This is a genomic window from Candidatus Pelagibacter sp. HIMB1506 (assembly GCF_052047935.1).
In the GTDB taxonomy this organism is placed as follows: domain Bacteria; phylum Pseudomonadota; class Alphaproteobacteria; order Pelagibacterales; family Pelagibacteraceae; genus Pelagibacter.
In genome coordinates, this window is the sequence record NZ_JBNAIS010000001.1 from 288769 (window position 1) to 314926 (window position 26158).

Here is a 26158-nt window from a genome sequence, read left to right on the forward strand (position 1 = left end):
TCTTTTGTGAAAATAACTTCTATTAAAAGTCATGTACTTAAATATGAGTTAGAGAAAGAATTAGGTTATTCACAACAATATTATAAACACAGAACAGCTCATTTAGTCGAAGTACAAACTGATGAAGGTATTACTGGATGGGGCGAATGTTTTGGTCCAGGTAATATTGCTTTAGCTAATAAGTTCATTGTTGAAAAGGTAATTCAGCCTTTAATAATAGGTGAAAACCCTTTGAATAAAGAACATATTTGGCAAAAAGTTTACAATCTTTTAAGAGATAGTGGTCAAAAAGGAATGCCAATACAAGCTTTGTCAGGAGTTGACATAGCTCTTTGGGATATCTTAGGAAAAAAAACAAACTCTCCTCTTTACCAACTTGTTGGTGGAAAATGTAATAATGAAGTTCCTGTGTATGGATATGGAATGATGTTGCAAAAAAAATCAGTTGATGAGCTAATTCCATTGTTTGAAGAAGAAGCTAAACAGATTAAATCAAAAAACTTTAAAGCTATGAAAATGAAGGTTGGATTAGGTCCAAAAGAGGATTTAAGGTTGGTTCAAGCAGTTAGAAATTCTATAGGTAAAGATTTTAAATTAATGGTGGATGCTAACCATGCTTATAATCTGAAAGATGCTCATTATGTTGGAAAAGGACTTGATGAACTAGATGTTTATTGGTTTGAAGAACCTGTTGCTCCCGAAGATTACAACGGTTATCGAGAATTGAAAAAAAATATATCAACTAGTGTAGCAGGAGGTGAGGCAGAATTTACAAAGTATGGATGGAATAAATTAATTACCAATAATTGCATTGATATAGCTCAACCAGAAGTATGTGGATTAGGAGGTATTACAGAATATTTGAAAATTGCAGCCTTGGCGCAGGCTAACTTTGTTCCAGTAATTAATCATGTTTGGGGATCTGCTGTAAGCATAGCGGTAAATCTTCATTTATTGACTGCACAACCAGATATGCCAGGGAGATTATTCCCAACAAAATCTATGCTAGAATTTGATACGACAGAGAAAAATATCTTTATTACAGATCTACCAAAAGAAAATTTTTCAATTTTAGATCAAGTTAAAAACAATAATGGGTTTGCATCAGTGACAGACAATGTAGGTATTGGTATAAATCCTAATGAGGACTTTATTAAGGAGTTTGAAGTAAATGAATAAAATTAAAACTACAGAGCCAAAACCTATTTGGAAAATAAGATGTACTTTAGGCGAAGGAACACTTTGGGTTAAAGAACACAACTCAATTTATTTTGTTGATATAAAGAAAAAGAAAATTTGTTCTTTAAATATTAAAAATAAAAAAAAGAAAATATTTAAAGTTAATAAAGAGATAGGTTTCATTGCTCATGTAAGAGATCATATATTTATTTTAGGATTACAAGGTGAATTAAGAATTCAAAATTTAAAATCAAAAAAAGTTTTAAAATCGATACCTATAGAACCTAAATTAAAATTGAATAGAATAAACGATGGCAAAACTGATCCTGCTGGAAATCTTTGGTTCGGAACTATGGATAACTTAGAGAGAAAAATTGAAAAAGGATCTTTGTATAAATTAGATAAAAATTTAAAATTAACTAGAGTTGATAAAAACTATAGAATTACAAATGGCCCAGCATTTATCGATCAATATAATTTTTACCACAATGATAGTCCTAAAAAAATTATCTATAAAATTAAGATAAATAAAAATAATAAAATAATTAGTAAAAAAATATTTAAAAAGTTAACTCCTGAAGAAGGAGTTCCAGATGGAATGACCGTAGATAAAAATAAAAATTTATGGGTTGCCCATTTTCGTGGGGCATGTGTCTCAGTATTTAATAGTAGAGCAAAATTAATTCACAGAATTAAGTTTCCAGCTAAAAATATTACTAATTGTGCCTTTGGTGGTAAGAATAATCAAGAACTCTACGTTTCAACAGCTACAAAAGGAATGGACAAGGCTGATTTGCGAAAATTTAGATATTCAGGATTCTTTTTTGGTGTAAAAACAAACACAAAAGGAGTTTTACAAAAAAAATTTATTTTAAGTAATGAAGCAGAGAGATCTTTACTATGAACGAATACCTACTAAGCTTTTAAGAGAAGATATAAGATTATTAGGAACTTTCCTTGGAAGAGTAATCAAAGATCAAGAAGGCACAAAATTTTTCAATATTGTTGAGCGATTAAGATTATTATCTAAAAACACCTTATTAGATAAAAATAAAAGTAAGGTATTTTCCAAAATTTCAAAAGACATAAGAAAGCTTTCACCTGAAATTACTTTTAAGGTCACTAGAGCTTTTTCACATATTCTAAATTTAATGAATTTAGCTGAGTCGTTAGATGCATCTAGAAAACTTAATGAATACGATAATCCATATTTTAAGAACAAAAAACAAAATCTATTTATTGAGGATATTATTAATAATCTATTTAAAAATAGAAAAATCTCTGACAAAAAAATTTATGATCAGGCAACAAAACTTGATATTGGAATAGTTCTCACCGCACATCCAACAGAAGTTAAGAGAAGAACACTAATTCAAAAATACGCAAATTTAACTACCTTGATGGAACAACGTCATCTTTATAAAAAATACCCCGCAAAGATTATTGAAATAGATCGAAAATTATATTCGGAGATAGCCATTATTTGGAAAACTGATGAATTAAAAAGAACCAAACCATCACCACTTGATGAAGCTAGATGGGGCTTGGCTGTAATAGAAGATAGTTTATGGGATACAATTCCAAGAGTTTACAAAAGATTGAATGATATTTTTAGGAAAAATCTAAATAAAGATCTTCCTAGAAATTTTAATCCTATTCAATTTGGTTCCTGGATGGGTGGTGATAGAGATGGAAATCCAAATGTTACATCTGAAGTAACAAAAAAAGTGATTTTATTTTCAAGATGGCAAGCTGCAAAGTTATACGAAAGAGAACTTACAAAATTAATTCAAGATTTATCAATGGAAGAATGTTCTAATAAAATCAAAACAGTTACTGGAAATAGTTTTGAACCTTATAGAGTTTATTTAAGACCTTTAAGAGACAAAGTAAGAAGAACACATCAGTTAATTGAAGCACATATAAATTATGATAAACCATTAGATGAAAATAAATTACTAAAAGATAAGTATGAAATTATAAATCTATTAAGAGAAGTTAGAACTTCCTTAAACATGAACAAAGGTCAACACATTGCAAATGCAGATTTGTTGGATTTGATAAGAAGAGTTAGATGTTTTGGAATAAATTTAGCAAGATTAGATATCAGACAGGAGTCTGATAGACATGAAAAACTTTTAAATGAAATATTTAAAAAGAAAAATAAAATTAATTATTCACAATTACCTGAAGAAAAGAAAATTGAATTACTTAATAAATCAATAAAACAAAAAAAATCTTTTGTTAATAAAATTAATTTAAGGGACAAAGAGAATTTAGAAGTTTGGAAAACATTTAAACAAATATCTAAAGAGCCAGAGCAATGTATGGGTGCTTATGTAATTTCAATGACTTCAAAAGCATCTGATATTTTATCTGTTTATTTACTGCAATTACAGGCCGAAACAAAGAATTTGTTAAGAGTAGTACCACTTTTTGAAACTTTAGATGATTTAAAGAATGCCAATGGTGTTATGCAAAATTTATTTAAACTTCCTTGGTACAGAAAAATGATCAACTCAAAACAAGAGGTAATGATTGGATATTCAGACTCTAGTAAAGATGCGGGAAAACTATCTGCAAGTTGGCATCAATACAAACTTCAAGAAGAACTTAGAAATTTAGCTAAAAAATATAAAATAGATCTTGTATTTTTCCATGGAAGAGGAGGATCTCCAGGAAGAGGAGGAGGACCAATTCAGGCAACTCTTAAATCTCAACCATCTGGAACAGTAAATGGAAAAATTAGAATTACTGATCAAGGAGAGGTGATACAGCAAAAATATGGATATAAGCCTTTAGCTGAATACAATCTATGTAGTTATATCGGGGCTGTAATGGAGGCTACTTTAAATCCACCTCCTAGATCTAAACCAAATTGGCGAGAGCTTATTCAAAAAATGTCTGAGATTTCTACATCTGCTTACCGAAAGTATTTAAATCAAAGCGAAGATTTTATTAGATATTTTAAAACTGTTACTCCGCATAAATCTCTTGGAAAACTCGCAATTGGTTCAAGACCTACTAAGAGAAAAAATGTTGATAATATAAAAAGTTTAAGAGCTATTCCTTGGGTATTTGCTTGGACACAAATTAGATTAATGCTTCCTGCATGGCTCGGTACAACTGAGGCTTTGAGATATGGATCAATTAAAAAATTTAAAAAAACTATGACAGACATGGAGAGGAACTGGCCTTATTTTGTATCAACAATGGATATTTTGGACATGGTGATTTCAAAGGTTGATCCTGAAATATCAGTGATTTATGAAAACAATTTAGCTGATAAATCTTTGATAAGAATTGGAAAAAGATTAAGGTTTCAATTTGATGCATTGGTCAAATTGCACAATAAAATTACCCCAAAAGAAGTTATAAAAGAGAGGAAAGAGTTTAGAAAAGCTTTATTTATCAGAAACAACTACACTGAGATGCTAAACATTCTTCAGGCAAATATAATGAATAAATTAACAAATAAAAAATATAAAAATTTAGATAAGAAATATTTAGACGATGCTTTAATGACATCTATCGCAGGAATTTCTGCAGCAATGAAAAACACTGGATAGATGATTGAATATTTAATTGCTTTTGGGGCAGGGTTAATAAGTTTTTTATCTCCTTGTGTTTTACCTTTGATACCTGGATATATATCTTTTGTATCAGGCCAATCTCTCAAAGAAATAACAGAGAAACAAAATTTTAATATTATTCCCTTAATTAAATTTTGTTTTGGTTTTTCATTAGTTTTTATCATTTTTGGAGCTTCAGCATCTTTTTTGGGACAAGTATTGTTAGAGAATTCTCAATCCTTAAGATTAATTGCAGGACTGATTGTTATATTTTTTTCACTACAATTATTAGGTGTTTTTAATTTTGGATTTTTAAATATTGATAGAAGATTTGATTTTAAAAAAATTGATAGTTTTTTCTTTCCTGTGATAATTGGTGCTGCTTTTGGATTTGGATGGACACCTTGTATTGGTCCAATATTAGGATCAATTTTGGCTTTAGCTTCAATTGAAGATACTTTATCAAGAGCAATAATTTTATTAAGCTTTTACTCTTTAGGTTTAGCCATACCTTTTGTTTTATCTGGCTATTTAATTCAAAAATTTTTAATTTTTTCAAAAAATATGCGTCAGTATATAAATATTATATCAAAAGCAGGTGGTGCAATTCTTTTAGTAACTGGGATATTAATTATTACAAATAAATTGCAAGCAATTGGGTTTTATTTAATTGAGATCTTTCCTTTTATGCAAAACTTTGGTTAAAGTAATTAATGAAAATTTATCAAATAGATTCAAGTGCTAGAAAAAAAGGCTCAACATCGAGAGCATTAGCAAAAAAACTTTTGGAAAAAATTAAAAAACCAGAGGATGAAGTAATTTATAGAGATTTAGATGATGAAATGCTTTTTGTAAGTGGTTTAACAGAATCTGGAATGAAAATTGATGAGAAGGATCAAACTGCAGAACATAAGAAAATGTTTGAACTTTCTGACAAGCTTGTAAAAGAATTAAAAGAGAGTGATATTATTATAATTTCAGCTCCAATATATAATTACGGACCACCCGCAACTCTTAAAGCTTGGTCAGATTTAGCTGCAAGAATAGGGGAAACCTTTAAATTTAAACCTAATGGTAGAAGAGAAGGGTTATTAAAAAATAAAAAAGCATACCTTGTAATTACTTCTGGCGGAACAAAACTAAATAGCTCAGAAGATTTTTTAACGCCTTGGTTAAAATTTATTTTAAATTTTTTTGGAATTGAAAAAGTTGAAGTTATAAGCGCTGATCAAATGGCCTTAGATTATGAAAAATCTATTAGGGATGCAGAAGCTCAAATAGAAAATATTTCTACAAATTAAACTTTCTTTTTAAGTGTCTTAATTTTCCTTCGGTACTATCGTAGTCTATATAGCAACCTTGCAAAAATCTTTCTCCTTCATTAGCATCATAAACTGTTCGTCCATGAAGCAACCTATGATTATCCATCATCATTAAATCTTTTGGGGCAAGTTTAAATTCTATTCTATATTTATCTGAATTGTACATTTCAGACAGTTTTTTTCTTGCTTGATAGTATAAATCTAATTCTTCTTTATCTAAGATTGGAACAAAATCTAATCTTGGACTAAATCTTACTTGTTTAAAATTTTTATACTCATCTAATTCAATTAAAGGACATAAAGATTCTAAAATTACTTCTTTATCAATAAATTTAAATCTTACTTTTACTTCTGTTAAGATTTTATAATAATCAGGATAACTTTTTTTTAAATCTTCAGTAACAGTATATCCATCAACCAGTGTAGAATATCCTCCTGAAACTTTACTCTCTATGCAATGCAAAAGTTGGATACATGGTACAGGGTTTCGATATGGATTATCTGTGTGCGGTGCAAGAGCTAAAGAAGTATATGCAAGATCATTAGGGTCAGGTTTTGATTTAACATCAAAATATTCTCCAAAGTTTGTTCGTCTAACACTGCCTATTGAGTTTGCAAACTCAACGATATAATTTTTAGTTGTTGGTATATTTTTAATTACAACAAATCCAAACTTATAGAAAGAAACGAGCAAGTCATGCATTTCTTTACTTTCATAAAAATTATCTTGGTATTCAAAATTTTTGATATTGCTTAAACTAGAATCCCATTTAGTTTTTTCTATAGATTTTATAACTGTATCTTCTTTTGAGAATTCTAAAGCAATTTTATTAAGATTAAGCTTAGAACTAATTCCATCATTAAAGTTGACTTCTAAAAATTCCTCATGAATGGAGGCTTTATTAATGATTATATCATTGCTCAAACTAGTTGGGTCAAAAAGTCTTTGTTGAGTTCCTTTATCAACAAATTCTTCACCATCCACTCTTTCTCTTAACCAAAAAGGATGTATTTCTTTTTTTTCAGTACCATTATTGAAGTAGACTTTATTTTCGTGAAGCTCAATTTTCATAAATAATATTTGAGCATTATTTAAAATTTAACTTTAATCAATATAAATTAAATAGTAAGAGTTCTTTGTGAATAATTTTGATACAAAAAAATATCCAGTATTTTCAAGTTTTTTAAACCAGTTAGCAAAAGATCTAACAAAATTTTATTATGCTAAGTTGGATAAGCCATTCAAGATAACCAATAAGATGAAAGGTAAAGGTTACGATCCAGTAACTACATCTGACAAAGCTTTTGAAAAGTTTATAAGGTCTAAAATTTCTAAAAGATTTCCAGATCATCAAATTATAGGTGAGGAATACGGTCACAAAAATACTAAAAGTGAATTTTCATGGGTAATAGATCCAATTGATGGAACTAGATCATATGTTGTTGGTAATCCTAGTTGGAGTAATTTGATTTCATTAAATTACAATGGAGAGCCAATTTTAGGATTAGCAAATTTCCCTAAAATGAAAAAATATTACTTAAATGTAAACAAAAACACTGCATACGTTTTTGAAAATAACAAAAAAAGAAAACTAAAAGTTAATTCTAAATTAAATTTTGCAAATTCAAAGTTAGCTGCAGCTTTTCATAATCAATTAACCTTAAAACAACAATCCAAAATTCAAAAATTTATTAAACGAATGCAATTTCCATGCTTTGATGCTTTAACATATTGTCAACTAGCTGAAGGCAGACTTGAAATGGTTGCACAGTGTGCAAACAAGATTTGGGACATTCATCCAATAATGCCAATAGTGAGAGCAAGTGGGGCCATAGTAACTACGTGGGGTAATAGAAATCCTGTGGTAGGAGGAAATATTATTGTCTCAAATAATAAAGCAAATCATAAACAAATATTAAAATTATTAAAGCCTTTAGCTGAATGATACCAGATCGAGCGCAATCAATTTTAGATTTCTGGTTTAAAGAAACTCCTTTTGACATGAGATTTAAGAAGGATGATAAATTTGATCAAAAGATAAAAGATAATTTTTTAAAAGATTATGAGCTTGCTTGTCAAAATGAATATGATGATTGGCAGGATAATCCCATGAGCTGTTTAGCTTTGGTAATTTTGTTTGATCAATTTTCAAGAAATATATTTAGGGATGATAAAAAAGCATTTGCTCAAGATCAAAAAACTAGATTGATAGTAAATGATGCAGTGTATTCTGGATATTTAGAAGCTATGAATGTTGATCAAAGATTTTTTATGCTTTTACCTTTGATTCATAGCGAAGAAATTAGTGATCATGAAATGGCTTATTACTTATTAAATAAATATTTAAGAGAACATGAAGGATACAATAAGATTAAAAAATTTTGGCAAGACCACACCAAAGCAATTAGACAGTTTCATAGATATCCACATAGAAATGAAATTTTAGGAAGAGAGTCTACTGAAGAAGAGCTGGAATTTTTAAAAGGACCAAACTCTTCCTGGTAAAATGAATTTAGAATTTATTTTTAAAGTTATAGATAAAGAAGAATGGCAAAAAGCTAAGCAATTTGGAACTTATGGTGGATCTGAAAAAGATATTAAAGATGGCTATATTCATTTCTCAGAAGAAGATCAGGTCGAGGAAACCTTAAAAAAACATTTTCCAAATAAAGAAAACCTTGTTTTGCTGAGAGTAAATGCTTTTAAACTTGAGCACTTACTTTGGGAACAAGCATCAAATGGTGATATGTACCCACATTTATATTCCCCATTAGACACAAGCACTGTTGTTAATGAATATGAACTATCTTTAAGTGAAGATGGAAGTTATCAACTTCCAGACATTTTAAAAAAATATCAATTTAATCGACCTAAGTAATTAACCATTACTACACCAATAATAATCAAAGCAATTCCAATTATCCCATAAACATTAGGAACTTGATTAAATTTTAATACAGCAAAAAGAACAACTCCTGTTACTGTCAAACCACTATAAATTGAATAGGCAAATCCAACAGGTATTGCATGCATAGCTTTTGCAATTGAAAACATTGTAATACACATAAATAAAATACATAAAATTGAAGGAGTTAGCTTTGTAAAACCTTCAGAGATTTTAGCAAAACTGTTTGAAGCTATTCCAAAAATTATACCATTAGCTAAAAATAAATATCCAATAAGAGGCTTCATATTATTTACTACCTAACAAATTAACCATTAAAACTCCAATAATTATAAATACTAGTCCGATCATGGAGTAAAGATTTGGAACTTGATTATATTTAATTACACCTACTATAACTGTTGCAATGATTGTTAATCCTGCAAATGAAGCGTAAGTGATACCCATTGGTATATTTTTCATCACCAAGGAAAGCGCATACATGCACAATACAATTGTAATTGCGGTAATTATACTTGGGAAGAGAAGAGTAAAACCTTCAGCACTTTTAGCAAAACTATTTGATGTAACTCCTAGGAATACAGCAACACCTAAGAACAAGTATGAAGTAGCGAGACTCATTTAATAATATTAAATGAAATCTCGCTAAATATATATAATTATTTAGGCATTGGAGTAGCACCAGTTTCTAAACTAACAATTTTTCCATTGTCATATTTATAAACTGCCATTACAGCCTCAACATTTCCATCGTTAAATGTAACAAAAGCATGATGAATTCCAACTTCATCATTCTCGTAAACAATTCTAACTTTATCTTGATTGATGTCACCACTCATTGCCCATTTGATAACATCACCTTTTTTTAAAACATTTCCTGATTTATGCATTGTAAATTTAAAATCATCATGCAAAAGCTCATTCATCGCTGCTTCGTCTTTATTTTTTAATGCGGCACTATATTTTTCTAAGATAGACATTTATTCCTTTCTTTTATTCGCCAGGTTTTTTAAAGTTTTTTCCAGCATCTGCAGCTTTGTTAAAAGTTTTATTATAATCAAATACTTCATGAATCATAATATCTTCCATTAAACCTGCGTTCATAATTGCAACTTTCATTCCAAGAACACTTTCGTAATCTCCTTCAATAACATTGATTACATCAAATCTTCCTCGAACCCACTCATAACTATGAAACTTTACTCCAACAGTATCACAAATAGCTTTGATTGCTGCTCCTCTATCTGCATTAGGATCGCTCTGCATTCTTAATGCAAGATCACGACTAATCTTTCCTATAATATAAAATTTAGACATTTTTTCTCCTGTTGCTTAATTTAATATTCAAAGTCTAGCAGAGAAAATCCAACATGTGGAGTCTCTGTTCTTTTTAAACTTTAGCTAATTCGTAAATTTCATAACTATTCATTACTTCATCAAATACAGGTTTTGAAACTGGATTTGACCCATCCATAAATGAATGAAGTGCCGCCATGTCATGAACTACAATTTTAAACATTACTGTTGATTTATCAGGTGAAACACTAGCTATTGTTTTAGTAACATCTGCTACTTTTTTTCTCTCAGCCATACCTTCATCTGATTGCATGAAACCCATAAATTTTTCAAAGGCTCCTTCTTTTAGTTTTCCTACTACTAATATATCTTTCATTTTTCTCCTTTTTTAATATTAATATAAAGTTTGAACTACTTTCTTAACTCTATCTTCTCCATTAGGTACCGTTGAGTTTACAAATTCATGACAGGCATTAGTTTTATCCTCATCAAATTTAGAACCATAAAACTTATCAACAGCTTTGTTTACTCCTTCATCCCATTGCTTTTCAGGGACACCAACTTCTAAGGCATAAGCTTTTAAAACTTTAACTGATGCCATAGATTTTTCTTTCATACTATATTCAAATGTTTCACCAATTGGCAAGAAATAGTTAGCCATATAAATACCACTACATTCCCAAGCTCTATTTTTATCACTATCAGACATATCCGCATATGCAGAGGTCAGAAATAAAACACTGAATAAAATCACTATTATTTTTTTCATAATTTTCTTCTTTTTATTTTATCGTAACAACAGTTGTTCCAGGAAATGTATATCCCACAACATAACTAAATAGCATTTGTTGAAATTCCTGTATCATTGGCCATTTGCTTCCAAGCTCTTGGTGATTTTGAAAACCGGCAGGATTTTCATAATACTCAGTTAAAATAAAATACATATTTCCAGTCATACCTTGTGAAGGATCTGCAGGATTATTCCATTCAGGTCCTTTGATAACTGAATATGAATTTAATTTTTTTTCACCGGTCATTGGATGAGTTTCTTTCATCCATTTATGGTGCGTTTTTAACATTTCTTCGACTTTAGCAACATCACTAGCTGGAACTTTCAAAGTAATAGCAAACGCATTTGCTTTTGCATGGCCGTCAGCGTTAGCAATTGTAGTAAATAAACTAAGCATCAAAATTATTATTATTTTTTTCATTTTATCTTTCTTTTTAATTATTAATTATAAGTAATCGAAGACTGTTACATATTCATGACAAAGTCTCTCGTGTTTATAACGCGCGTCAGTTATGCAATTAAGGAGCACAAAAATTGCTGATTATGTTGTTTTATCTGATGATAAAATTTGATAGAGTTTTAATATGATTGAGAAATTTAATGGAATTTTTTATTTAATTGTATTTATAGTACATTTTGTGATTTTTGCTGTTTATGCATATCAGACAGTTTTCGCTACAAAGAAATTTTTAGACAAATTTGGTATCGATGACACTGGTGCAGGAATGACAAGATTTTTTGGTTCTTTGTTTATAGGTGCTGTTGCGATGGCAATATGGGTTGGTTTTATTAGACCTGATGGACTCCAAGGAACATGGGCATTTTTTAATTTAGTATTTTTACAAAACCTTTCAGCTTTTTGTGTAGGAATTTATACAATTAAAATAAATAAATTAGGCCACACTCCACAAACATCTAATGAAGGAATTATTGCACCAGGTATCCTGACTTTGTTAAGTGCAATACTTTGTTACGGATTAGCAGATAAAATTTATATCTAAAACCAATTAGGTATTGGTAGACCTTTTTCTTCTAAGAATTTTTTATTGAACATTTTAGTTGCATATTTATCGCTTCTGTCACAAAGAATAGTTACTATAGTTTTACCAGGTCCTAATTCTTTTCCCATTCTAATAGCGCCAGCAATATTTATTCCACAACTAGTTCCTAAACTTAGACCTTCATTTTGAATTAAATCATAAAGAATAGGTAGAGCTTCATGGTCATCAATAGAGTAGGCATCATCAATTTTAGCCTCACCAAAGTTTGCTGTAACTCTACTTGAACCAATTCCTTCTGTTATAGATCCTCCTTCAGATTTTAATTCTCCATTCTTTATATAATTATAAAGAGCGGAACCTTTTGGATCTGAAAGGTAAATTTTAATATCTTTATTCTTTTCTTTTAATGCATTACTTACACCCGAAATGGTGCCCCCAGTTCCAGACGAACACACAAAACCATCTACCTTACCTTCTGTCTGCTCCCAAATCTCTTGACCTGTACCTTCATAATGACCTTTTGCATTTGCAGTATTATCAAATTGGTTAGCCCAAATAACTCCATTATTATTTGAAGGTCTTAATTCATCTGCAAGTCTTGCAGCAACCTTTACAAAGTTATTGTCATCTTTATAAGGTTTTGGTTCAACTAACCTTAACTCAGCACCAAGGTTTCTAAGTAAATCTTTTTTTTCCTGAGTTTGATTATCGTTCATTACAATAATAGTTTTGTAACCTAAAGAATTTCCTAAAAGACCCAAACCAATTCCAGTGTTACCAGCAGTACCTTCAACAACGGTTCCTCCTTTAGAGATTAATTTTTTCTCTTGTGCGTCTTTAATTAATGCAAGTGCAGCTCTATCTTTTACTGATCCACCTGGATTTAAAAATTCTGCCTTACCATAAATATTACAACCAGTAATCTCTGATGCAGCTCTAAGTTTAATAAGAGGAGTATTTCCAATCCCAGAAATAAAATCGTTTTGTGTATTATTCATTATCTGATTTTTTATCACTATCAGGAGTAATCCCGTAAGGTTTAAATTCACTGTCAGCTATTCCAACATTCTTCGCGGGAATTCCAACCATCACTGCATTTTCAGGAACATCTTTTGTAATCACAGCGTTTGCTCCAATTTTTGCACATCGTCCAACAGTTACTGGACCTAACACCTGTGCTCCTGATCCAATAACTACTTCATCTTTAATTGTTGGATGTCTTTTCATGTTTCTTTGATCGTTTGAATTTATACTTGGTGCAATTCCACCCAATGTAACCATATGGTAGATAGTAACATTATCACCAATATCTGAAGTTTCACCAATCACAACTCCCATACCATGATCTATAAATAAATTTTTTCCAATTTTTGCATTTGGATGAATTTCAATTCCAGTTAAGAATCTTGAAAATTGAGAAATGATTCTTGCAACGAGATAAAATTTAGCAGTACTAAAAAAGTTTGCTATACGATGAAAGAATACAGCTTTGACACCTGGATAGGTTAAAATCAAACTAAGCTTTGATTTTGCTGCAGGATCTCTATCAATTATCGATTGTAAATAATCATTCATTGTATTTTATGCTCACTTGAAATTTTAATAAGTGGCTTATATAGTCATTATATTCTGTTATTAAAGATTAATTATGTACAAAAACACTAATTGTTTTCATTTAGCTATACCTTGTGGTGATCTAGAGGTCGCAAAAAAATTTTACAGCGAAACTTTAGGATGTAGATTGGATAATTCTGCACAAGAGTGGGCTGATGTTGACTTTTGGGGTAATGAATTAACACTTCATAAAAGTGATCATAAATTAGATAATGAAAGACATGATGTGGACATGGGAAATGTGTCTGTACCCCATTTTGGTGTACACTTATCTAGAAAAGATTTTGATGCACTTAAACAAAGATTAAAAGATAGTGGCACTAAATATTATGACGAACCATACTTAAGATTTAAAGGCACTAAGTATGAACAAGAAACATTCTTCGTAAAAGACCCTAACGAAAATATACTAGAGATTAAAACTCTTACATCTAACCCAGAATAGTAAAAATACATCTAATTTTTAGATACTTATTTTCTTTGACACCTTCTCTTAATTCGCGTTAGACTTTATTTATAAATAATTAAGGAGAGATAATGAAAATAATCAAATCTACACTTGTAGCTGGATTAATTTCAATTTTATCAATTTTCTCTGCAAACGCAGAAAAAGTTAAAATTGGAGATCCAGGTTGGACAGGTGCAACTGCAATTGCAAATTTACTTGCTGCAGTAGTTATAGACAAAATGGGTGGTGAAGCAGAATTAGTTCCTGGAAACAATACTGCAATTTATGCAGCAATTGATAGAGGAAAAGGTGAAATCGATGTTCACCCTGATATTTGGTTACCAAACCAAGAAGCTTACACTAATGATTTAGTTCCAAAAGGAACTTTAAAATTAAGTAGCAAACCATATGAAGGAAACCAAGGTTACTGTGTTTCTCAACAGTTTGCTAAAAAAATGAATATTACAGCTATTGAAGACTTAGCTAGACCAGAAGTTGTTAAAGCAATGGACAGCGATGGAAATGGTAAAGGTGAATTTTGGATTGGTGCTGATGGTTGGGCTTCTGCAAATGTTAACCAAGTTAAATTAAGAGACTATGGTTTATATGATGCTGGTATCGAAGCAGTTAGAGCTGCTGAAGCAGTTAAAAATGCTAGAGTACTAGACTCAATCAAAAAAGGTGAAGGTTATGCATTCTATTGTTACAAACCTCATGCAATTTGGGGAATGGCTGACGTAGTAATGTTAACAGAACCAAAATATGATCCTGCAAAATACAAAATGATTCAACCTAAAGCAGACGCTGACTGGTACAAGAAATCTTATGTTGCATCAAAAGATGCTCTTAAGCAAATCCAAATCGGTTGGGCTACTTCTTTAGAGAGTCAATCACCAGCAATTGTAGAATTCTTTAAGAATTTTCAATTAACAGCTGATGATGTTTCTGCAATGGCTTATGCAGTTTCAGTTGAGAAAAAAGATCCAGCTGATGTAGCAAGAGCTTGGATGGAAGCAAATAAATCAACTGTAGACGGTTGGTTAGGACTATAATCTAAATCAAAATCTATACTCGGCAATTTAAGATTGCCGAGTATATTTTCCTATAATAAAAGACAAAAATGGATTCATCGAGTTCAGCAATACAAATTCAAAATGTTTGGAAAGTATTTGGCAATACTTCTAAAGAAGCATTAGATGCAATCCAAAATAAAAAAATTTCAAAAACAGAAGCCTTAGAAAATTACAACTCAGTTATTGGAGTTTCAGATGTTTCATTCGATGTAAAGCAAGGTGAAATATTCTGTGTAATGGGGCTTTCAGGGAGTGGAAAGTCTACATTAGTAAGGCATATTAATAGACTTTTAGAACCAACATCAGGAAAAATTTTAATTAATGGTCAGGATGTAATGGCCTTAGATAGAGAAAGCCTTCAAGAATTAAGAAATAAAAAAATAGGTATGGTTTTTCAAAACTTTGCGCTTATGCCTCATAGATCTGTTGTTGATAACATTGCAATGCCACTTGAAATAAGAGGTGTGAGTAAAAATGATAGATTAGATGCTGCAAATAAAATTTTAGAAATTGTAGAGCTGCAAGGTTGGGGTAATAAGTTTGCTCACGAACTATCTGGAGGAATGCAACAAAGGGTAGGTCTTGCAAGAGCACTAGCAGCTGATCCTGAATTTCTGTTAATGGACGAACCTTTTAGTGCATTAGATCCACTGATTAGAAGACAGCTTCAAGCTGAATTCATCAAACTCTCAAAACAAATGAAAAAAACCACAGTATTTATTACTCATGATTTAGATGAAGCAGTAAGAGTAGGACACAGAATTGCTATTATGAGAGATGGAAAAGTAATCCAAATAGGTACACCCGAAGAAATAGTTGTAAGTCCTGCAGATGAATATGTTGCTGACTTTGTAAAAGGAATTTCAAGACTAAAAGTTGTTCAAGCTAAAACAATCATGCAATCTATTGAGAGTTACGAGAGTGCTAATGGAAAATTAAATGAAAACAACAAAAGTGTTGGGGAAAATGAATTATTAAGTAAGCTCATTGAGTTATCAAAATCTAGTAAAGGACCATTGGTTGTTAAAGATAACAATCAAAATAATGTTGGTGTGTTAACACAATCAGATCTTTTAAAAGCGGTTATAGAAGGTGGAGATGGAGAATAAACAAATTCATAATCCAACCAGATCAGAATTAATTACAGATTTTGTAAAATCTAATCCTGAATATTATATTAAAGAATTTCAAAAAATTGGAAGCAAACCTTCTTTTTCATTTTCATTTAATTTGTATGCTGGAATTCTAGGGCCAATTTGGTTTGGAATGAGAAATATTTGGAATTGGGCTTTGGCTTTTCTAATTATTGAAACTTTTTCTGTTGTTCAAATAATAAGAGGTTTGTTTGGTAATATTACTAAAGAAGCTGTAGAAAAAATTAAACAAGTTGAATCAACTATAGCTTTTAGAAACAAACAGTTAGAAGCAGCTATTACAAATAATCCAGACAAAGTTGAGGTTTATAAAAGAAATATCAAATCACTAGAGGATGCAATGCAAGGCTACATAGATGAAGTAGCAAGGATTGAGGCATCAGCTATTTGGATTACAATTTTTGGTATTGGGTTATTAATTGCAGTTAAAGTTGTTCAAGGAATACTAGCTAACTCGATATTAGAAAAAAGATATTCAGAATGGTTATCAGACAAAACTCTAAGACCTGGGATGCAAGTTAAGAATTTTGTATCAAGCACAATGTTTGCTGCAGTTATTATGTTTTTTTCTGTAGTGCATTATAGTTTTCCTGGTGTCATTACATTAATGGACGACTTCCCAACTCATCCAGATATCAGGTTAACATCAATAAAATGGGTAGAAACGATCTTCGATTATGCAGTATTAAAAGGAGATGCGTTATTTACGGCAATCACTATTGGTATTAGATCAGTACTAGATTTCTTAGAGTTATTATTTGTTAAAACTCCTTGGATAGTAATTATAACAACCATTGTAACCTTAACGGGATTAGCAGCAGGACCTAGAGCTGCAATATATTCAGCAGGATTTTTATGTTACATGGGATTTTTGGGTTTCTGGGTTAAAGCAATGACAACATTAGCTCTTTTAGGAACAGCAGCAGTATTAAGTATTGTAATTGGTATTCCTCTTGGAATTTTTTGTGCAAGGCGACAAAGATTTTATTCAATGATCAGACCGATTATGGATTTTATGCAAACAATGCCTGCTTTTGTATTCATGATACCTGTAATAGCATTTTTTGGAACTGGAAAAGTCGCAGCAGTTATTATTACAATGATATTTGGTGGAACACCTGTAGTTAGACTAACAGTTCTTGGTTTAAGAGGAGTACCTGAAACAATTAGAGAAGCTGCAATCGCTTATGGTGCATCTAAATGGTATTTGCTTAGAAAAGTAGATTTACCATTAGCAACTCCATCTATATTAGCAGGTGTTAACCAAACAGTTATGTTAAGTTTAGCAATGGTAGTTGTTGCATCATTAATCGGTGCCAAAGGTTTAGGTCAAGATGTATTAGAAGCGCTTCAATACGCAAACGTAGGACAAGGTATTTTAGCAGGTGTAGCAATATTATTTGTAGCTCTTATTCTTGATAGAGTTGTTCAGGGTAGAAAACGAGTTTAAGAAAAATCAATGGAATACGCACTGTTAGGTTTTTTTACTGGCCTAAGTTTAATTTTAGCAATTGGTGCTCAAAACATTTTTGTAATTGAACAAGGTTTAAAAAAACAGCATGTATTTCTAGTTTGTTTTATTTGCTCACTTTCTGATTTAATATTAATTTTTTTTGGAATTTTTTTATTTCATTTTTTTAATCAATTTTTTAATTCAATAGTTGAATTTATTTTTAACCTTCTTTTAGTGGTTTTTTTAATTCATTTTATTTATTCAAAAATTAAAACTCATTACAAAGAAGTTAATTTTCACAGTAATGTTATTGCGGTATCAAAGTTAAATATTTTTTTAAAAACATTAGGGTTCACATATTTAAATCCACATGTTTACTCTGATACAGTTTTTATTCTTGGAAATTTTTCTAAGAACTACTTATTAAATCAAAAACTTTCATTTGCGATAGGAGCATCTTTTGCTTCATTTTTGTTTTTCTTTATTTTGGGATATTTATCAAATTATCTTTCCAAGTATGCTAATGACAAAAAAATATGGCAGGTAATAAATATATTCATCATAGCTTTTATGAGTTTTTTAGTTTTGTTTATTTTAAAGGAAATGATAATTAAGCTTTTATGAGTAATATTTTTGTAGATGATAAAGGTGAAGGTTTTCCATTTGTTTTAGTACATGGATATTTAGGCTCCTCAGAGATGTGGTGCTTTCAAAAAGATTACTTTTCAAAAAATTTTAGAGTTATTGCTCCTGCACTTCCTGGTTTTGGTGAAAGTCATAATGTGCAATCATTAAATTCTATTAATGCGATGGCAAAAAAAATCATTGAAATAGTAGATGAAAAAAAAATCGAAAAATTTAATTTAATTGGACATTCAATGGGTGGAATGATTGTTCAAGAAATAACAAAATTAATTGGTGATAGAGTTAATAAATTAATCTGTTTTGCAACAGGATCTATTGGAGATATCCCCGGTAGATTTGAAACTATGGACGAAACAAGAGAGAAACTTAAGAAAGAGGGTGCTGAAGTATCATTTTCAAGAGTTCCACCTAAATGGTTTGTAAAAGGGGATAAAGATAAAAATTATTTTTTATGTGCTAATGCAGTTAAAAATGTTTCATTAGAAACTGCTGATAACGCTTTACTCGCAATGAAAAATTGGAGAGGTATTGATAATTTGAAAAACATTAAAAATGACACCTTAATTATATGGGGTGATAAAGATATCTCTTACAATTTTGAACAGGTCGACACGTTAAATAAAAATATTAAAAATAGTCGTCTAGAAATATTTAAAAATTGCAGTCACAATGTTCACTTAGAAGAACCAGATAGATTTAATAATCTGGTAAATGATTTTATTTCAGAATAATATTTTTATTTAATTTCTCTAATTTTTTAAAAGCGTTCTTAAACTTTTTATTTAAGTGAAACTTTCCTGGAAAAATTATGCATTTAATTTTTGCTTTAACTGCTGAATTTAAACTTTCTTGAGAATCTTCAATAGCTAAACATTGGTTAGGTTTTAATTTAAGCTTTTTTAATGCAAGAAGATATATGTCTGGATTTGGTTTTAAATTTTTAACTAATTTTGAATTTCCAATAAAATTGAAGTTCTTTGGACTAATTGATTTTCTTAATGAGAAAAGAATAGAATTAATATTATTTTTTGAGGTAGAAGTTACAAAAGCTAGTTTAATTTTTTCTTTAATACAAAGATTAATTATATTTTTAACACCTGGTCTTAATTTTAAATGATTTTTTTTTAAATAATTATTGAATAGTTTAGTTTTTAAATCTCTTAATTGCTTAGCATTAACTTTAATACCTTTTGTTCTTGCATATTCTGTTATTCTATCTCTACCACCTGATTTGTTTAGAAGTTTGATATATTCTTTTTTAGTCCAATACCAATCCAATCCTTTTTTTTTAAATGCTTCATTAAAGGATTTTCTCTGAATTTCTGATGTTTCAACGAGAGTTCCAATAGAACCGAATAACAAGGCTTTGTAATTTTTCTTCAACCTTTTACAGCTCCAGTAGTTAAACCACTGATAACTTGTCTCTGGAAGAACATGACTAACATAAATAATGGTGCCGTTGCAGAAACTACCGCTGAAACTGCCCACATTAGATTACCCTCATGTTGGTTAGTTCCTAAATAACTTTGTATCTTTGGAACCATTGTATGATTTTCTTGATTAAGCAGTAAAGCTGTTACCGTGAAATCATTATAAGCAAGCATTAAACTAAATAGTCCAGCGGTAATAACTCCAGGCCACATCACTGGCATTATAATATGCCTGAATGCTTGAAAATATGAACATCCATCAATCAATGCACTTTCATCAAGCTCTTTTGGAATTGTTTTAAAGAATGAATAGAGTAACCATAAAGTAAATGGTTGATTAATAGCAACTAAAACAACAATAGTTGTTGGCAGTATTCCCCATATTTGTAATTCAAAAAATGGAAATAGATAACCCGAGACTAGAGTTATATGTGGCATAGCTCTAAAGATTAAAGCTGCCATTAAAATCCAAAATGCGTATTTCTCAGTTGATCTTGAAAGAGCGTACGCTCCCAGAGTTCCCAAAAACAATGAAATACTAACAACAAACACAGTAACAATAATCGTATTTTTGGACGCTTTCCAAAATTCACCCTCAAACCAAGCTTCATGATAAGCATTTGTTGTAAATTTTTCTCCAGTTTCAATCAAGGTATTAAAAGCTGAAACAGCATACCACCAGTCTGACCTTGAGAAAAAATCTGCTCTTACTTTAAATGATCCCCAAAAAGTCCAGATGAATGGAAAGCATGCAACTAATAACCAAGAAATAATAAATATGGTATTAAATGTTTTTAAAGTATTTGATTTTTTATCTAAACCGTAATCCATATTTATCTCGCAGTTTTAAATTCTTTCCATGTTCTAACTAATACAGGGGCAAGCAAAATAGCTATTCCGATGATTGTCATCATTGATGTCGCTGCAGCTGAACCAAATAAAATAACCTCTTCATTTACTAAGTTATCGTAAATTAACCATGAAAGAGATTGCGCACTACCTTCAGCACTAAAACCTATAATTGGCTCAAAAACTCTAAAATTATCCATCAATGATATTAATGCAACAAATGTTACTACCGGGTAGATATGAGGTAGTACAATATGTTTTATTCTTTGAAATCTTGAAGCACCATCAATAATTGCAGCTTCAATAGGTTCCTGAGGAACTGTTTGAAGCGCAGCATAAAAAACTACAAATGCAAAAGGGGAGTGATGCCAAATTCCATATATAATAATTGTTATCCACGTGAGAGTTTTAGACGATTTCAAAGACAAATATGGATCATTCATTAAATTTTGAATATTAGCTCCAATTATTCCTTGAGAGTCTATCATCCAGAATAATACCAAAGACCCAACTAGTGGAGTTACAATCATTGGTAAAATAGTACCAAAAATTAAAGGACCTCTAATTTTTCTTGAGATTGCGTTTAAACTCAAAGCTATAATAAAACCTAACAACAAGACATTTGGAGTTACAAATATGCAATAAGTTAATGTAAATATTAGTGCTTTGTAAAATGGTAGATTAGTTACTTGGTCAACAAATTCACCAAAAGTTTCTGTTTCATTCCAAAATTTTTTTATTTCTTCTGTTGCTAAATGATTTCTATCTATATACGTCCCAAAACCATTAAATTTTCCAAGAGGTTTTGCCTCTCTTATTTTAGTAGTTGCTTCATTGTCGACTACAATTGAAACAGTACAGCCAAATGGATCACATTTTTTAACCTCTTTAACTACTTGATCATGTTGAGCATAAAAAGATTGAATTCCAGTAGAAATGATAGGAAGCCCAATAAATAGGACCATTGCTAATCCTGTTGGTAAAAAAAACCAAAAAAATGTTTTATTAGGCATTGAAAATTTTTGTTAAGTGGGGACCAAGTCCCCACTTAAAGATTAGATTTTATAGAAAGCCTTGTTCTTTAGCTTTACTAGTGTAAGCAGCTTCAACATCTTTCAATGCTTGTTCAGCTGACTCTTTACCTTGTAAAAACTCAACAATCTCACTTCCTAATGCTCCATGCATTAAACCCATTTGTGGTAACATTGGATATGGTTTTGCACCCATTTTTACAGCTTCAATTACACCAATAGATTTTGGTCCTGGAACAAATCCTTCTACTAACCAAACAGCTTGGTCAGCAGCGTCAGCAACCATTTTCTTGTTTGATGCAGCGTGCGCTAAAGCTCTAAATGTTGCTTCAGCATCAGCATCAGGTCTATTTTTTGCAAGTGTGAAACCATCCCACCATAAAGTTGCAGCTGGGATATTTCCACCACCAACAGTAGCTGGACCTGTTAGTTTTGTAGCTTTAGTAATATTGGCATCACCTTCATCATCTAAAAGTGTACCTGATCTAGAAGCCCACAATGTCATTAATGCAACATTTCCTGCTTCCCATTCAACTTTAATAGCTTCACTATCATGTGTTAAATAATCTGGGTTACTTAATTCAGATAATTTTTTAAGCATGTTTAAAGTAGCAACACCTTTTGCATTATTTACATTTGGTTCTGCACTTCCAGACTTAAAGAATTCACCACCATGACCAATGTACATGTTCACAAACTCTTCTGCTAAGTTCCAACCTGCTTTGTAAGCAGCAGCATATGGATATTGCATTTTTCCTGAAGCTCTAATTTTTTCAGAAGCAGCAACTACCTCTTCATATGTTTTTGGAACAGCTATACCAAGATCTTTTAAAACATCTTCTCTATAGTATAAGTGTTGAGTGTTAGCCATAAATGCTACAGCCATTACTTTTCCATCAATTGTGATCAATTGAGAGTCTTGAATTCCTTTTCCATATTTTTTAACAAGATCATCTAAAGGTCTTATTAAGTCTTGGTTCATTAAAGGAACGATTGAACTGTTTGCTGCAATTCTAGCTGAAAATTCAGATGGATTTGCAGTAAGAGCTGGCACTGCGATTTTATTGTGCTCAGATGAATGAGTCACTTTAAAATCTGCACTTCCTTTACATTGTTTAGAAGTTTCAACGAAAGTTCTTAATGCAGGAAAATCATTAGCCAAAATATTTATTGAACCACTTTTAATGTTACAATCTGCATTAGCAGAAGTTCCAAAAAGTAAAAACAATAAAGTAACTAGTATTTTTCTCATATGTTTTCTCTCTTTATATTTATTGTTAAATTATAATTTAAGTTTAAAAACTATATCTATTAGGAAGTTTAAATTAAAGAGGAAATTAAATCACTTTTGACGCAAGTTCTGCGCCATGCACCAAAGATTCTAGCTTCTTATAAACAATATTTTCATCAACATTTCCAAAGCCCGCAAAGGTACTAAAACCACAATCTGTTCCAGCAACCAGTTGATCTTTCTCAACAACTTTTGAATAGGTTACAAGTCTATTTTTTACAACCTCGGGATGTTCAACAAAGTTTGTGGTTGAGTCGATTACCCCAGGAGCAATTATTTTGTCATTTGGGATTTTTAAATTTTCAAAAATTTGCCACTCATGAGAATGTCTTGGATTTGATGACTCAATTAAGTATGTTTGTATATTAGCCTTTAAAGCTATAGGCATAATTTTTTCTAGTGCAATGTCATGTAAATGAGGTCCTTCATAATTACCCCAGCAAATGTGCATTCTTATTTTAGAGCTATCAATATTACTAATAGCGTTATTTAAACATTCTATTTGTTTTTCTGCTCTTATTAAAAATTCTTCTTCAGATAAATCTTTAAAAGTCATGTGTCTTGCAAGAGCTAAATCTGGACAATCTAACTGAAGTTTTAATCCATTTGATGTAATTTCTTCATATTCATCTTTCATCAGATTGGATAAATTTTCTAAATATTCATCATCATTTTTATAAAATTTATTGGGTAAGAAAGCCGAAATAACTCCTGGAGAAGCAGCATTCATGAACGCATCTTTATGATTATTTTTTTCTAAAGCTTGTTTAAAATTATTTATATCTTTTGTTAGGGAAGTTTTATCTTTAATTTTTAATTCACTTGTACAACAAGGTCTTGTGTAAGTAGGAGTGCCACCTGTTCTTGCAATTCTTTCTTTAAAAGATGGAAAGTCATCTAAATCTTTTGGTGCTTTTCTTTCACTCTCTCCTGAAAAGCCATCAATTCTATCTTTAACATAAGTTGCATAGCTAATCTTAGACATTTCACCGTCACTAATATAGTCAATTCCAACTTCTATTTGTTTTTTAACAATATTATCTACATCTCTTTGAACAATTTCATCAAATTGATTTAAATCTATTTTTTCTTTTTGATCTTTCTTAAATAAAAGATCAGATAATTCATTTGATCTTGGCAAACTTCCTACATGTGTTGTTTTAATTTTACTCATAATTTATTTCATTAAAATTTGTTTCCAAATTGCAACCTCATCAAACAAAACCCATTCTCTTATAACATTTTCATCAATTATTTCTGCATGGTTTATACCCATTATAAAAATATTTTGATTTGATTTTTCTCCAAATTCTTCAGTGTCTTTAGAATGTTTACCTTCTAGAAACCATCTTATTGATGCTCTAGGATTTTTACCTGCTTCTTCTAAATAACCAATGTGCTCAACAGAAAACTTTATATCACTTAAAGTATTTTTCAAAACATTCCAAAATTTGATTATATCCTCTCTCCCGTGTCCGATTTTGTTTCCGGGCCAATAAATAGTTGCAGCTCTTGCATAGTTGGAAAAATCATAATCATCTTTAAAGATATTTTTTAATATTTTGGAGTATTTACTTCCAGCAGAATCATTAGGTACAACGCCTTGTTTGTAATCTGAATTCATCTCAGAATTTGAATTAAATAATTGTTTTGCTTTTTCAACACCGCCTTCTTTATCTATAAGCATTTGAGCGAAATCTTTTGGTGTAAATCCTATTTGTCTTACCATCGCTCCTTGATCACGAACAATCCATTCATCATAGACTTGATTATTTTTACATGCACAATCAGCAATTACTCTATAGTAAATATCTTTACCAGTTGGTTTGCCGTATGAACCATCACCAAGATGTGTTCCTTTACTTAAAATTCTATGAGATGAATGATAACCGATATCATCATTTCCATTCCAAATCACATCTTCACCAAGCAATTGTCTGTTAGGAAATTCTTTTAAGGTCGCATAAGTAGCATCGATTACAGGTTTGTTTCCATAGGTGACACCAAATGGTGATCTAACTGGAATGTTATCGCTATAAAATTGACCAATAGACTCAACATCTTTATTTTCCCAAATTTGTTTAGTTATTTTTAGTATGTAATCGGGAAAGTTTTTATATTTTGAATCAAAACCTTTCATTAGATTTGTGTTACACAATTTAAGTAACATTCCTCATTTTCATCTATTTTAATATTAACTTTTGAATTGATAGGAATAGAAATTGTATCTTTAGCATTTAAAACACACTGAAAATCATCAATCATTATTTCCCATTTTCCAGTTCTTGAGAACATTATTGTAGGTTTTTCAAATTTTAAATTGGTTATATGACCCTTACTAGATTTTAAGATCGAAAGATTAAATCCGGTATCTTGATTTATTACTGGAGAGAACTCTTTTTTTTCAAATTTGTTTCCAAGAATTTGAATTAAATTAACATTCTCATTGAGTTTGTTTTCATATTTTGAATTTTCATTACTTTTACATATAAACTTTTCTAGTTGATCCAATTTATAGTTATCAAATTTTTTTATTTCTTCCTGAGAAATAGGCTCGAGAATTGTTTTTCCGTCTGGTATTTGATTAACAGATAAATCAATTAATGAATTATCATTTAATAGTGTCATACCAGTTTTTTTTGCTTTTTCTAAAACACTTGGAACCCAAGTTATTATTCCAGGATCATCTCCACCTAAAACAACAAAAATTAATCCTTCTTCGTCACCTGCGTTTTCAAATGCTCTAAACATGTTAGTTGGCATTGAAATTATGTCACCAGCATTCAAAATTATTTCATCTTTTCCTTCTGCTCCCCAATAAAATCTCCATCTACCAGAATAAATAACAAATACTTCTGCAGTTGTATGACTATGTAGGCCCGAACCATTTTGGGGAAGTGCTGACACAGCGCCTAAATTAAAACTATGAGGCATAGCAATTTTTATAAATTGTTTGCTATCTTCAGCTACACCAGGTCCAACTATAGAATAATTTTTTCTTTCTTTGTGACCTTCAAGTTTTCCTTCCACAAAGGGTAGGGTGCTTGGAACTAGCTCATTAAATTTTGCTAACCTATTTTCCATATGTTTTTTTAATTGAATTA

Annotated in this window: 32 protein-coding genes; 15 read left to right on the plus strand and 17 right to left on the minus strand. The window is 30.5% G+C overall.

The features are described 5' to 3' along the window. Nucleotides 1-6: 6 nt before the first annotated feature. From ACTTA8_RS01465 to ACTTA8_RS01485, 5 genes are read left to right on the plus strand one after another with little or no spacing between them, the layout of a single operon-like run. A complete protein-coding gene (locus ACTTA8_RS01465) occupies nt 7-1179 on the plus strand; it encodes a mandelate racemase/muconate lactonizing enzyme family protein (RefSeq protein ID WP_440653941.1) in 1173 nt (390 codons plus the stop codon). Then, nucleotides 1172-2083, plus strand: a complete 912-nt coding sequence (locus ACTTA8_RS01470) for an SMP-30/gluconolactonase/LRE family protein (RefSeq protein ID WP_440653942.1) — start codon at nt 1172-1174, stop codon at nt 2081-2083. The genes ACTTA8_RS01465 and ACTTA8_RS01470 overlap by 8 nt, the downstream gene beginning before the upstream one ends. Next, a complete protein-coding gene (ppc, locus tag ACTTA8_RS01475) occupies nt 2058-4748 on the plus strand; it encodes a phosphoenolpyruvate carboxylase (protein WP_440653943.1) in 2691 nt (896 codons plus the stop codon). The genes ACTTA8_RS01470 and ppc overlap by 26 nt, the downstream gene beginning before the upstream one ends. Further along, nucleotides 4749-5456: a cytochrome c biogenesis CcdA family protein gene (locus tag ACTTA8_RS01480; protein ID WP_440653944.1), complete on the plus strand. Its 708-nt coding sequence runs from the start codon at nt 4749-4751 to the stop codon at nt 5454-5456. It begins immediately after the preceding gene. Between the two features lie 8 nt (nt 5457-5464). Beyond that, complete coding sequence (locus ACTTA8_RS01485; RefSeq protein ID WP_440633546.1) at nt 5465-6052, plus strand: FMN-dependent NADH-azoreductase; 588 nt, start codon at nt 5465-5467, stop codon at nt 6050-6052. Here ACTTA8_RS01485 and ACTTA8_RS01490 read toward each other — a convergent pair. Continuing rightward, entirely contained in the window at nt 6042-7145 is a 1104-nt protein-coding gene (locus tag ACTTA8_RS01490) for a TauD/TfdA family dioxygenase (RefSeq protein WP_440653945.1), read from the minus strand. The genes ACTTA8_RS01485 and ACTTA8_RS01490 overlap by 11 nt on opposite strands. 67 nt (nt 7146-7212) lie before the next feature. Between ACTTA8_RS01490 and ACTTA8_RS01495 the strand changes: the two genes are divergently transcribed. Genes ACTTA8_RS01495 through ACTTA8_RS01505 form a run of 3 tightly spaced genes read left to right on the plus strand, consistent with a single transcriptional unit; the run spans nt 7213 to nt 8952 of the window. Beyond that, nucleotides 7213-8019 (plus strand): inositol monophosphatase family protein, encoded by an 807-nt coding sequence (locus tag ACTTA8_RS01495; RefSeq protein ID WP_262590483.1) that lies wholly within the window; start codon nt 7213-7215, stop codon nt 8017-8019. Beyond that, nucleotides 8016-8579: a DUF924 family protein gene (locus ACTTA8_RS01500; protein WP_440653946.1), complete on the plus strand. Its 564-nt coding sequence runs from the start codon at nt 8016-8018 to the stop codon at nt 8577-8579. Before ACTTA8_RS01495 ends, ACTTA8_RS01500 begins: the two co-directional genes overlap by 4 nt. Before the next feature lies 1 nt (nt 8580). Next, entirely contained in the window at nt 8581-8952 is a 372-nt protein-coding gene (locus ACTTA8_RS01505) for a DUF952 domain-containing protein (RefSeq protein ID WP_440653947.1), read from the plus strand. Here ACTTA8_RS01505 and ACTTA8_RS01510 read toward each other — a convergent pair. The 7 genes from ACTTA8_RS01510 to ACTTA8_RS01540 form a co-directional block, all read right to left on the minus strand. Continuing rightward, nucleotides 8931-9266, minus strand: coding sequence for a DMT family transporter (locus ACTTA8_RS01510; protein WP_440614179.1), 336 nt, complete (start codon nt 9264-9266; stop codon nt 8931-8933). The two genes, ACTTA8_RS01505 and ACTTA8_RS01510, sit on opposite strands and share 22 nt — an antisense overlap. Before the next feature lies 1 nt (nt 9267). Then, nucleotides 9268-9600, minus strand: coding sequence for a DMT family transporter (locus ACTTA8_RS01515; RefSeq protein ID WP_440652293.1), 333 nt, complete (start codon nt 9598-9600; stop codon nt 9268-9270). A gap of 38 nt (nt 9601-9638) precedes the next feature. Beyond that, the gene (locus ACTTA8_RS01520) at nt 9639-9959 is read right to left on the minus strand and encodes a nuclear transport factor 2 family protein (RefSeq protein ID WP_440653948.1); all 321 of its coding nucleotides are present in this window, start codon (nt 9957-9959) and stop codon (nt 9639-9641) included. Between the two features lie 13 nt (nt 9960-9972). Next, nucleotides 9973-10296, minus strand: coding sequence for a GYD domain-containing protein (locus ACTTA8_RS01525; RefSeq protein WP_075505873.1), 324 nt, complete (start codon nt 10294-10296; stop codon nt 9973-9975). Between the two features lie 73 nt (nt 10297-10369). Next, the gene (locus tag ACTTA8_RS01530) at nt 10370-10651 is read right to left on the minus strand and encodes a hypothetical protein (protein ID WP_440653949.1); all 282 of its coding nucleotides are present in this window, start codon (nt 10649-10651) and stop codon (nt 10370-10372) included. Nucleotides 10652-10669: 18 nt separating this feature from the next. Then, nucleotides 10670-11044: a hypothetical protein gene (locus ACTTA8_RS01535; RefSeq protein ID WP_440653951.1), complete on the minus strand. Its 375-nt coding sequence runs from the start codon at nt 11042-11044 to the stop codon at nt 10670-10672. 13 nt (nt 11045-11057) lie between these two features. Then, the gene (locus ACTTA8_RS01540; protein WP_440653953.1) at nt 11058-11486 is read right to left on the minus strand and encodes a hypothetical protein; all 429 of its coding nucleotides are present in this window, start codon (nt 11484-11486) and stop codon (nt 11058-11060) included. Between the two features lie 163 nt (nt 11487-11649). On the opposite strand from ACTTA8_RS01540, the gene ACTTA8_RS01545 reads away from it, so the two are divergent. Then, nucleotides 11650-12066, plus strand: a complete 417-nt coding sequence (locus tag ACTTA8_RS01545) for a hypothetical protein (RefSeq protein WP_440653954.1) — start codon at nt 11650-11652, stop codon at nt 12064-12066. Here ACTTA8_RS01545 and ACTTA8_RS01550 read toward each other — a convergent pair. Together ACTTA8_RS01550 and epsC are read right to left on the minus strand one after the other, a co-directional pair. Then, nucleotides 12063-13064, minus strand: a complete 1002-nt coding sequence (locus ACTTA8_RS01550) for a cysteine synthase A (protein WP_440653955.1) — start codon at nt 13062-13064, stop codon at nt 12063-12065. The two genes, ACTTA8_RS01545 and ACTTA8_RS01550, sit on opposite strands and share 4 nt — an antisense overlap. After that, nucleotides 13057-13641 (minus strand): serine O-acetyltransferase EpsC, encoded by a 585-nt coding sequence (gene epsC / locus ACTTA8_RS01555; RefSeq protein ID WP_440653957.1) that lies wholly within the window; start codon nt 13639-13641, stop codon nt 13057-13059. The genes ACTTA8_RS01550 and epsC overlap by 8 nt, the downstream gene beginning before the upstream one ends. A 73-nt stretch (nt 13642-13714) precedes the next feature. Between epsC and ACTTA8_RS01560 the strand changes: the two genes are divergently transcribed. The 6 genes from ACTTA8_RS01560 to ACTTA8_RS01585 all read left to right on the plus strand — a co-directional run bounded on the left by ACTTA8_RS01560 (nt 13715) and on the right by ACTTA8_RS01585 (nt 19184). Further along, nucleotides 13715-14125 carry a VOC family protein gene (locus ACTTA8_RS01560; protein WP_145595791.1) on the plus strand — a complete coding sequence of 137 codons (411 nt, stop codon included), beginning with the start codon at nt 13715-13717 and terminating at the stop codon, nt 14123-14125. Nucleotides 14126-14217: 92 nt separating this feature from the next. Then, nucleotides 14218-15180 carry an ABC transporter substrate-binding protein gene (locus tag ACTTA8_RS01565; RefSeq protein WP_262590496.1) on the plus strand — a complete coding sequence of 321 codons (963 nt, stop codon included), beginning with the start codon at nt 14218-14220 and terminating at the stop codon, nt 15178-15180. Between the two features lie 68 nt (nt 15181-15248). After that, entirely contained in the window at nt 15249-16310 is a 1062-nt protein-coding gene (locus ACTTA8_RS01570; RefSeq protein ID WP_440653958.1) for a quaternary amine ABC transporter ATP-binding protein, read from the plus strand. After that, nucleotides 16300-17805, plus strand: a complete 1506-nt coding sequence (locus ACTTA8_RS01575) for an ABC transporter permease (protein WP_440618248.1) — start codon at nt 16300-16302, stop codon at nt 17803-17805. The genes ACTTA8_RS01570 and ACTTA8_RS01575 overlap by 11 nt, the downstream gene beginning before the upstream one ends. 9 nt (nt 17806-17814) lie before the next feature. Continuing rightward, nucleotides 17815-18432 (plus strand): LysE/ArgO family amino acid transporter, encoded by a 618-nt coding sequence (locus ACTTA8_RS01580; RefSeq protein WP_440653960.1) that lies wholly within the window; start codon nt 17815-17817, stop codon nt 18430-18432. Next, nucleotides 18429-19184 carry an alpha/beta fold hydrolase gene (locus tag ACTTA8_RS01585; RefSeq protein ID WP_440653962.1) on the plus strand — a complete coding sequence of 252 codons (756 nt, stop codon included), beginning with the start codon at nt 18429-18431 and terminating at the stop codon, nt 19182-19184. Before ACTTA8_RS01580 ends, ACTTA8_RS01585 begins: the two co-directional genes overlap by 4 nt. On the opposite strand, the gene ACTTA8_RS01590 is transcribed toward ACTTA8_RS01585, so the two are convergent. The 7 genes from ACTTA8_RS01590 to ACTTA8_RS01620 form a co-directional block, all read right to left on the minus strand. After that, entirely contained in the window at nt 19171-19836 is a 666-nt protein-coding gene (locus ACTTA8_RS01590; protein WP_440653963.1) for an HAD-IA family hydrolase, read from the minus strand. The genes ACTTA8_RS01585 and ACTTA8_RS01590 overlap by 14 nt on opposite strands. After that, the gene (locus ACTTA8_RS01595) at nt 19833-20714 is read right to left on the minus strand and encodes a carbohydrate ABC transporter permease (protein WP_075505887.1); all 882 of its coding nucleotides are present in this window, start codon (nt 20712-20714) and stop codon (nt 19833-19835) included. Before ACTTA8_RS01595 ends, ACTTA8_RS01590 begins: the two co-directional genes overlap by 4 nt. A 2-nt stretch (nt 20715-20716) precedes the next feature. Continuing rightward, entirely contained in the window at nt 20717-21745 is a 1029-nt protein-coding gene (locus tag ACTTA8_RS01600; protein ID WP_440648067.1) for a carbohydrate ABC transporter permease, read from the minus strand. A 49-nt stretch (nt 21746-21794) separates the two neighbouring features. Continuing rightward, nucleotides 21795-23015, minus strand: a complete 1221-nt coding sequence (locus tag ACTTA8_RS01605; protein ID WP_440653964.1) for an ABC transporter substrate-binding protein — start codon at nt 23013-23015, stop codon at nt 21795-21797. Between the two features lie 85 nt (nt 23016-23100). Beyond that, nucleotides 23101-24228 carry a cobalamin-independent methionine synthase II family protein gene (locus ACTTA8_RS01610; protein WP_440653965.1) on the minus strand — a complete coding sequence of 376 codons (1128 nt, stop codon included), beginning with the start codon at nt 24226-24228 and terminating at the stop codon, nt 23101-23103. A 3-nt stretch (nt 24229-24231) separates the two neighbouring features. Next, complete coding sequence (locus ACTTA8_RS01615; RefSeq protein WP_440653966.1) at nt 24232-25194, minus strand: ester cyclase; 963 nt, start codon at nt 25192-25194, stop codon at nt 24232-24234. Continuing rightward, complete coding sequence (locus ACTTA8_RS01620; RefSeq protein ID WP_440653967.1) at nt 25194-26138, minus strand: cupin domain-containing protein; 945 nt, start codon at nt 26136-26138, stop codon at nt 25194-25196. Before ACTTA8_RS01620 ends, ACTTA8_RS01615 begins: the two co-directional genes overlap by 1 nt. Nucleotides 26139-26158: the final 20 nt, after the last annotated feature.

Excerpts from the sequence above, each read along its gene's own strand:
- ACTTA8_RS01515 (WP_440652293.1), bottom strand. The coding sequence starts at position 9,600 with ATGAGTCTCGCTACTTCATACTTGTTCTTAGGTGTTGCTGTATTCCTA.
- ACTTA8_RS01575 (WP_440618248.1), top strand. The coding sequence starts at position 16,300 with ATGGAGAATAAACAAATTCATAATCCAACCAGATCAGAATTAATTACA.
- epsC (WP_440653957.1), bottom strand. The coding sequence starts at position 13,641 with ATGAATGATTATTTACAATCGATAATTGATAGAGATCCTGCAGCAAAA.
- ACTTA8_RS01525 (WP_075505873.1), bottom strand. The coding sequence starts at position 10,296 with ATGTCTAAATTTTATATTATAGGAAAGATTAGTCGTGATCTTGCATTA.
- ACTTA8_RS01600 (WP_440648067.1), bottom strand. The coding sequence starts at position 21,745 with ATGCCTAATAAAACATTTTTTTGGTTTTTTTTACCAACAGGATTAGCA.
- ACTTA8_RS01470 (WP_440653942.1), top strand. The coding sequence starts at position 1,172 with ATGAATAAAATTAAAACTACAGAGCCAAAACCTATTTGGAAAATAAGA.
- ACTTA8_RS01490 (WP_440653945.1), bottom strand. The coding sequence starts at position 7,145 with ATGAAAATTGAGCTTCACGAAAATAAAGTCTACTTCAATAATGGTACT.
- ACTTA8_RS01520 (WP_440653948.1), bottom strand. The coding sequence starts at position 9,959 with ATGTCTATCTTAGAAAAATATAGTGCCGCATTAAAAAATAAAGACGAA.
- ACTTA8_RS01500 (WP_440653946.1), top strand. The coding sequence starts at position 8,016 with ATGATACCAGATCGAGCGCAATCAATTTTAGATTTCTGGTTTAAAGAA.
- ACTTA8_RS01510 (WP_440614179.1), bottom strand. The coding sequence starts at position 9,266 with ATGAAGCCTCTTATTGGATATTTATTTTTAGCTAATGGTATAATTTTT.
- ACTTA8_RS01605 (WP_440653964.1), bottom strand. The coding sequence starts at position 23,015 with ATGAGAAAAATACTAGTTACTTTATTGTTTTTACTTTTTGGAACTTCT.
- ACTTA8_RS01610 (WP_440653965.1), bottom strand. The coding sequence starts at position 24,228 with ATGAGTAAAATTAAAACAACACATGTAGGAAGTTTGCCAAGATCAAAT.
- ACTTA8_RS01580 (WP_440653960.1), top strand. The coding sequence starts at position 17,815 with ATGGAATACGCACTGTTAGGTTTTTTTACTGGCCTAAGTTTAATTTTA.
- ppc (WP_440653943.1), top strand. The coding sequence starts at position 2,058 with ATGAAGCAGAGAGATCTTTACTATGAACGAATACCTACTAAGCTTTTA.
- ACTTA8_RS01545 (WP_440653954.1), top strand. The coding sequence starts at position 11,650 with ATGATTGAGAAATTTAATGGAATTTTTTATTTAATTGTATTTATAGTA.
- ACTTA8_RS01595 (WP_075505887.1), bottom strand. The coding sequence starts at position 20,714 with ATGGATTACGGTTTAGATAAAAAATCAAATACTTTAAAAACATTTAAT.
- ACTTA8_RS01570 (WP_440653958.1), top strand. The coding sequence starts at position 15,249 with ATGGATTCATCGAGTTCAGCAATACAAATTCAAAATGTTTGGAAAGTA.
- ACTTA8_RS01620 (WP_440653967.1), bottom strand. The coding sequence starts at position 26,138 with ATGGAAAATAGGTTAGCAAAATTTAATGAGCTAGTTCCAAGCACCCTA.
- ACTTA8_RS01560 (WP_145595791.1), top strand. The coding sequence starts at position 13,715 with ATGTACAAAAACACTAATTGTTTTCATTTAGCTATACCTTGTGGTGAT.
- ACTTA8_RS01535 (WP_440653951.1), bottom strand. The coding sequence starts at position 11,044 with ATGAAAAAAATAATAGTGATTTTATTCAGTGTTTTATTTCTGACCTCT.
- ACTTA8_RS01585 (WP_440653962.1), top strand. The coding sequence starts at position 18,429 with ATGAGTAATATTTTTGTAGATGATAAAGGTGAAGGTTTTCCATTTGTT.
- ACTTA8_RS01480 (WP_440653944.1), top strand. The coding sequence starts at position 4,749 with ATGATTGAATATTTAATTGCTTTTGGGGCAGGGTTAATAAGTTTTTTA.
- ACTTA8_RS01565 (WP_262590496.1), top strand. The coding sequence starts at position 14,218 with ATGAAAATAATCAAATCTACACTTGTAGCTGGATTAATTTCAATTTTA.
- ACTTA8_RS01505 (WP_440653947.1), top strand. The coding sequence starts at position 8,581 with ATGAATTTAGAATTTATTTTTAAAGTTATAGATAAAGAAGAATGGCAA.
- ACTTA8_RS01485 (WP_440633546.1), top strand. The coding sequence starts at position 5,465 with ATGAAAATTTATCAAATAGATTCAAGTGCTAGAAAAAAAGGCTCAACA.
- ACTTA8_RS01550 (WP_440653955.1), bottom strand. The coding sequence starts at position 13,064 with ATGAATAATACACAAAACGATTTTATTTCTGGGATTGGAAATACTCCT.
- ACTTA8_RS01530 (WP_440653949.1), bottom strand. The coding sequence starts at position 10,651 with ATGAAAGATATATTAGTAGTAGGAAAACTAAAAGAAGGAGCCTTTGAA.
- ACTTA8_RS01540 (WP_440653953.1), bottom strand. The coding sequence starts at position 11,486 with ATGAAAAAAATAATAATAATTTTGATGCTTAGTTTATTTACTACAATT.
- ACTTA8_RS01615 (WP_440653966.1), bottom strand. The coding sequence starts at position 25,194 with ATGAAAGGTTTTGATTCAAAATATAAAAACTTTCCCGATTACATACTA.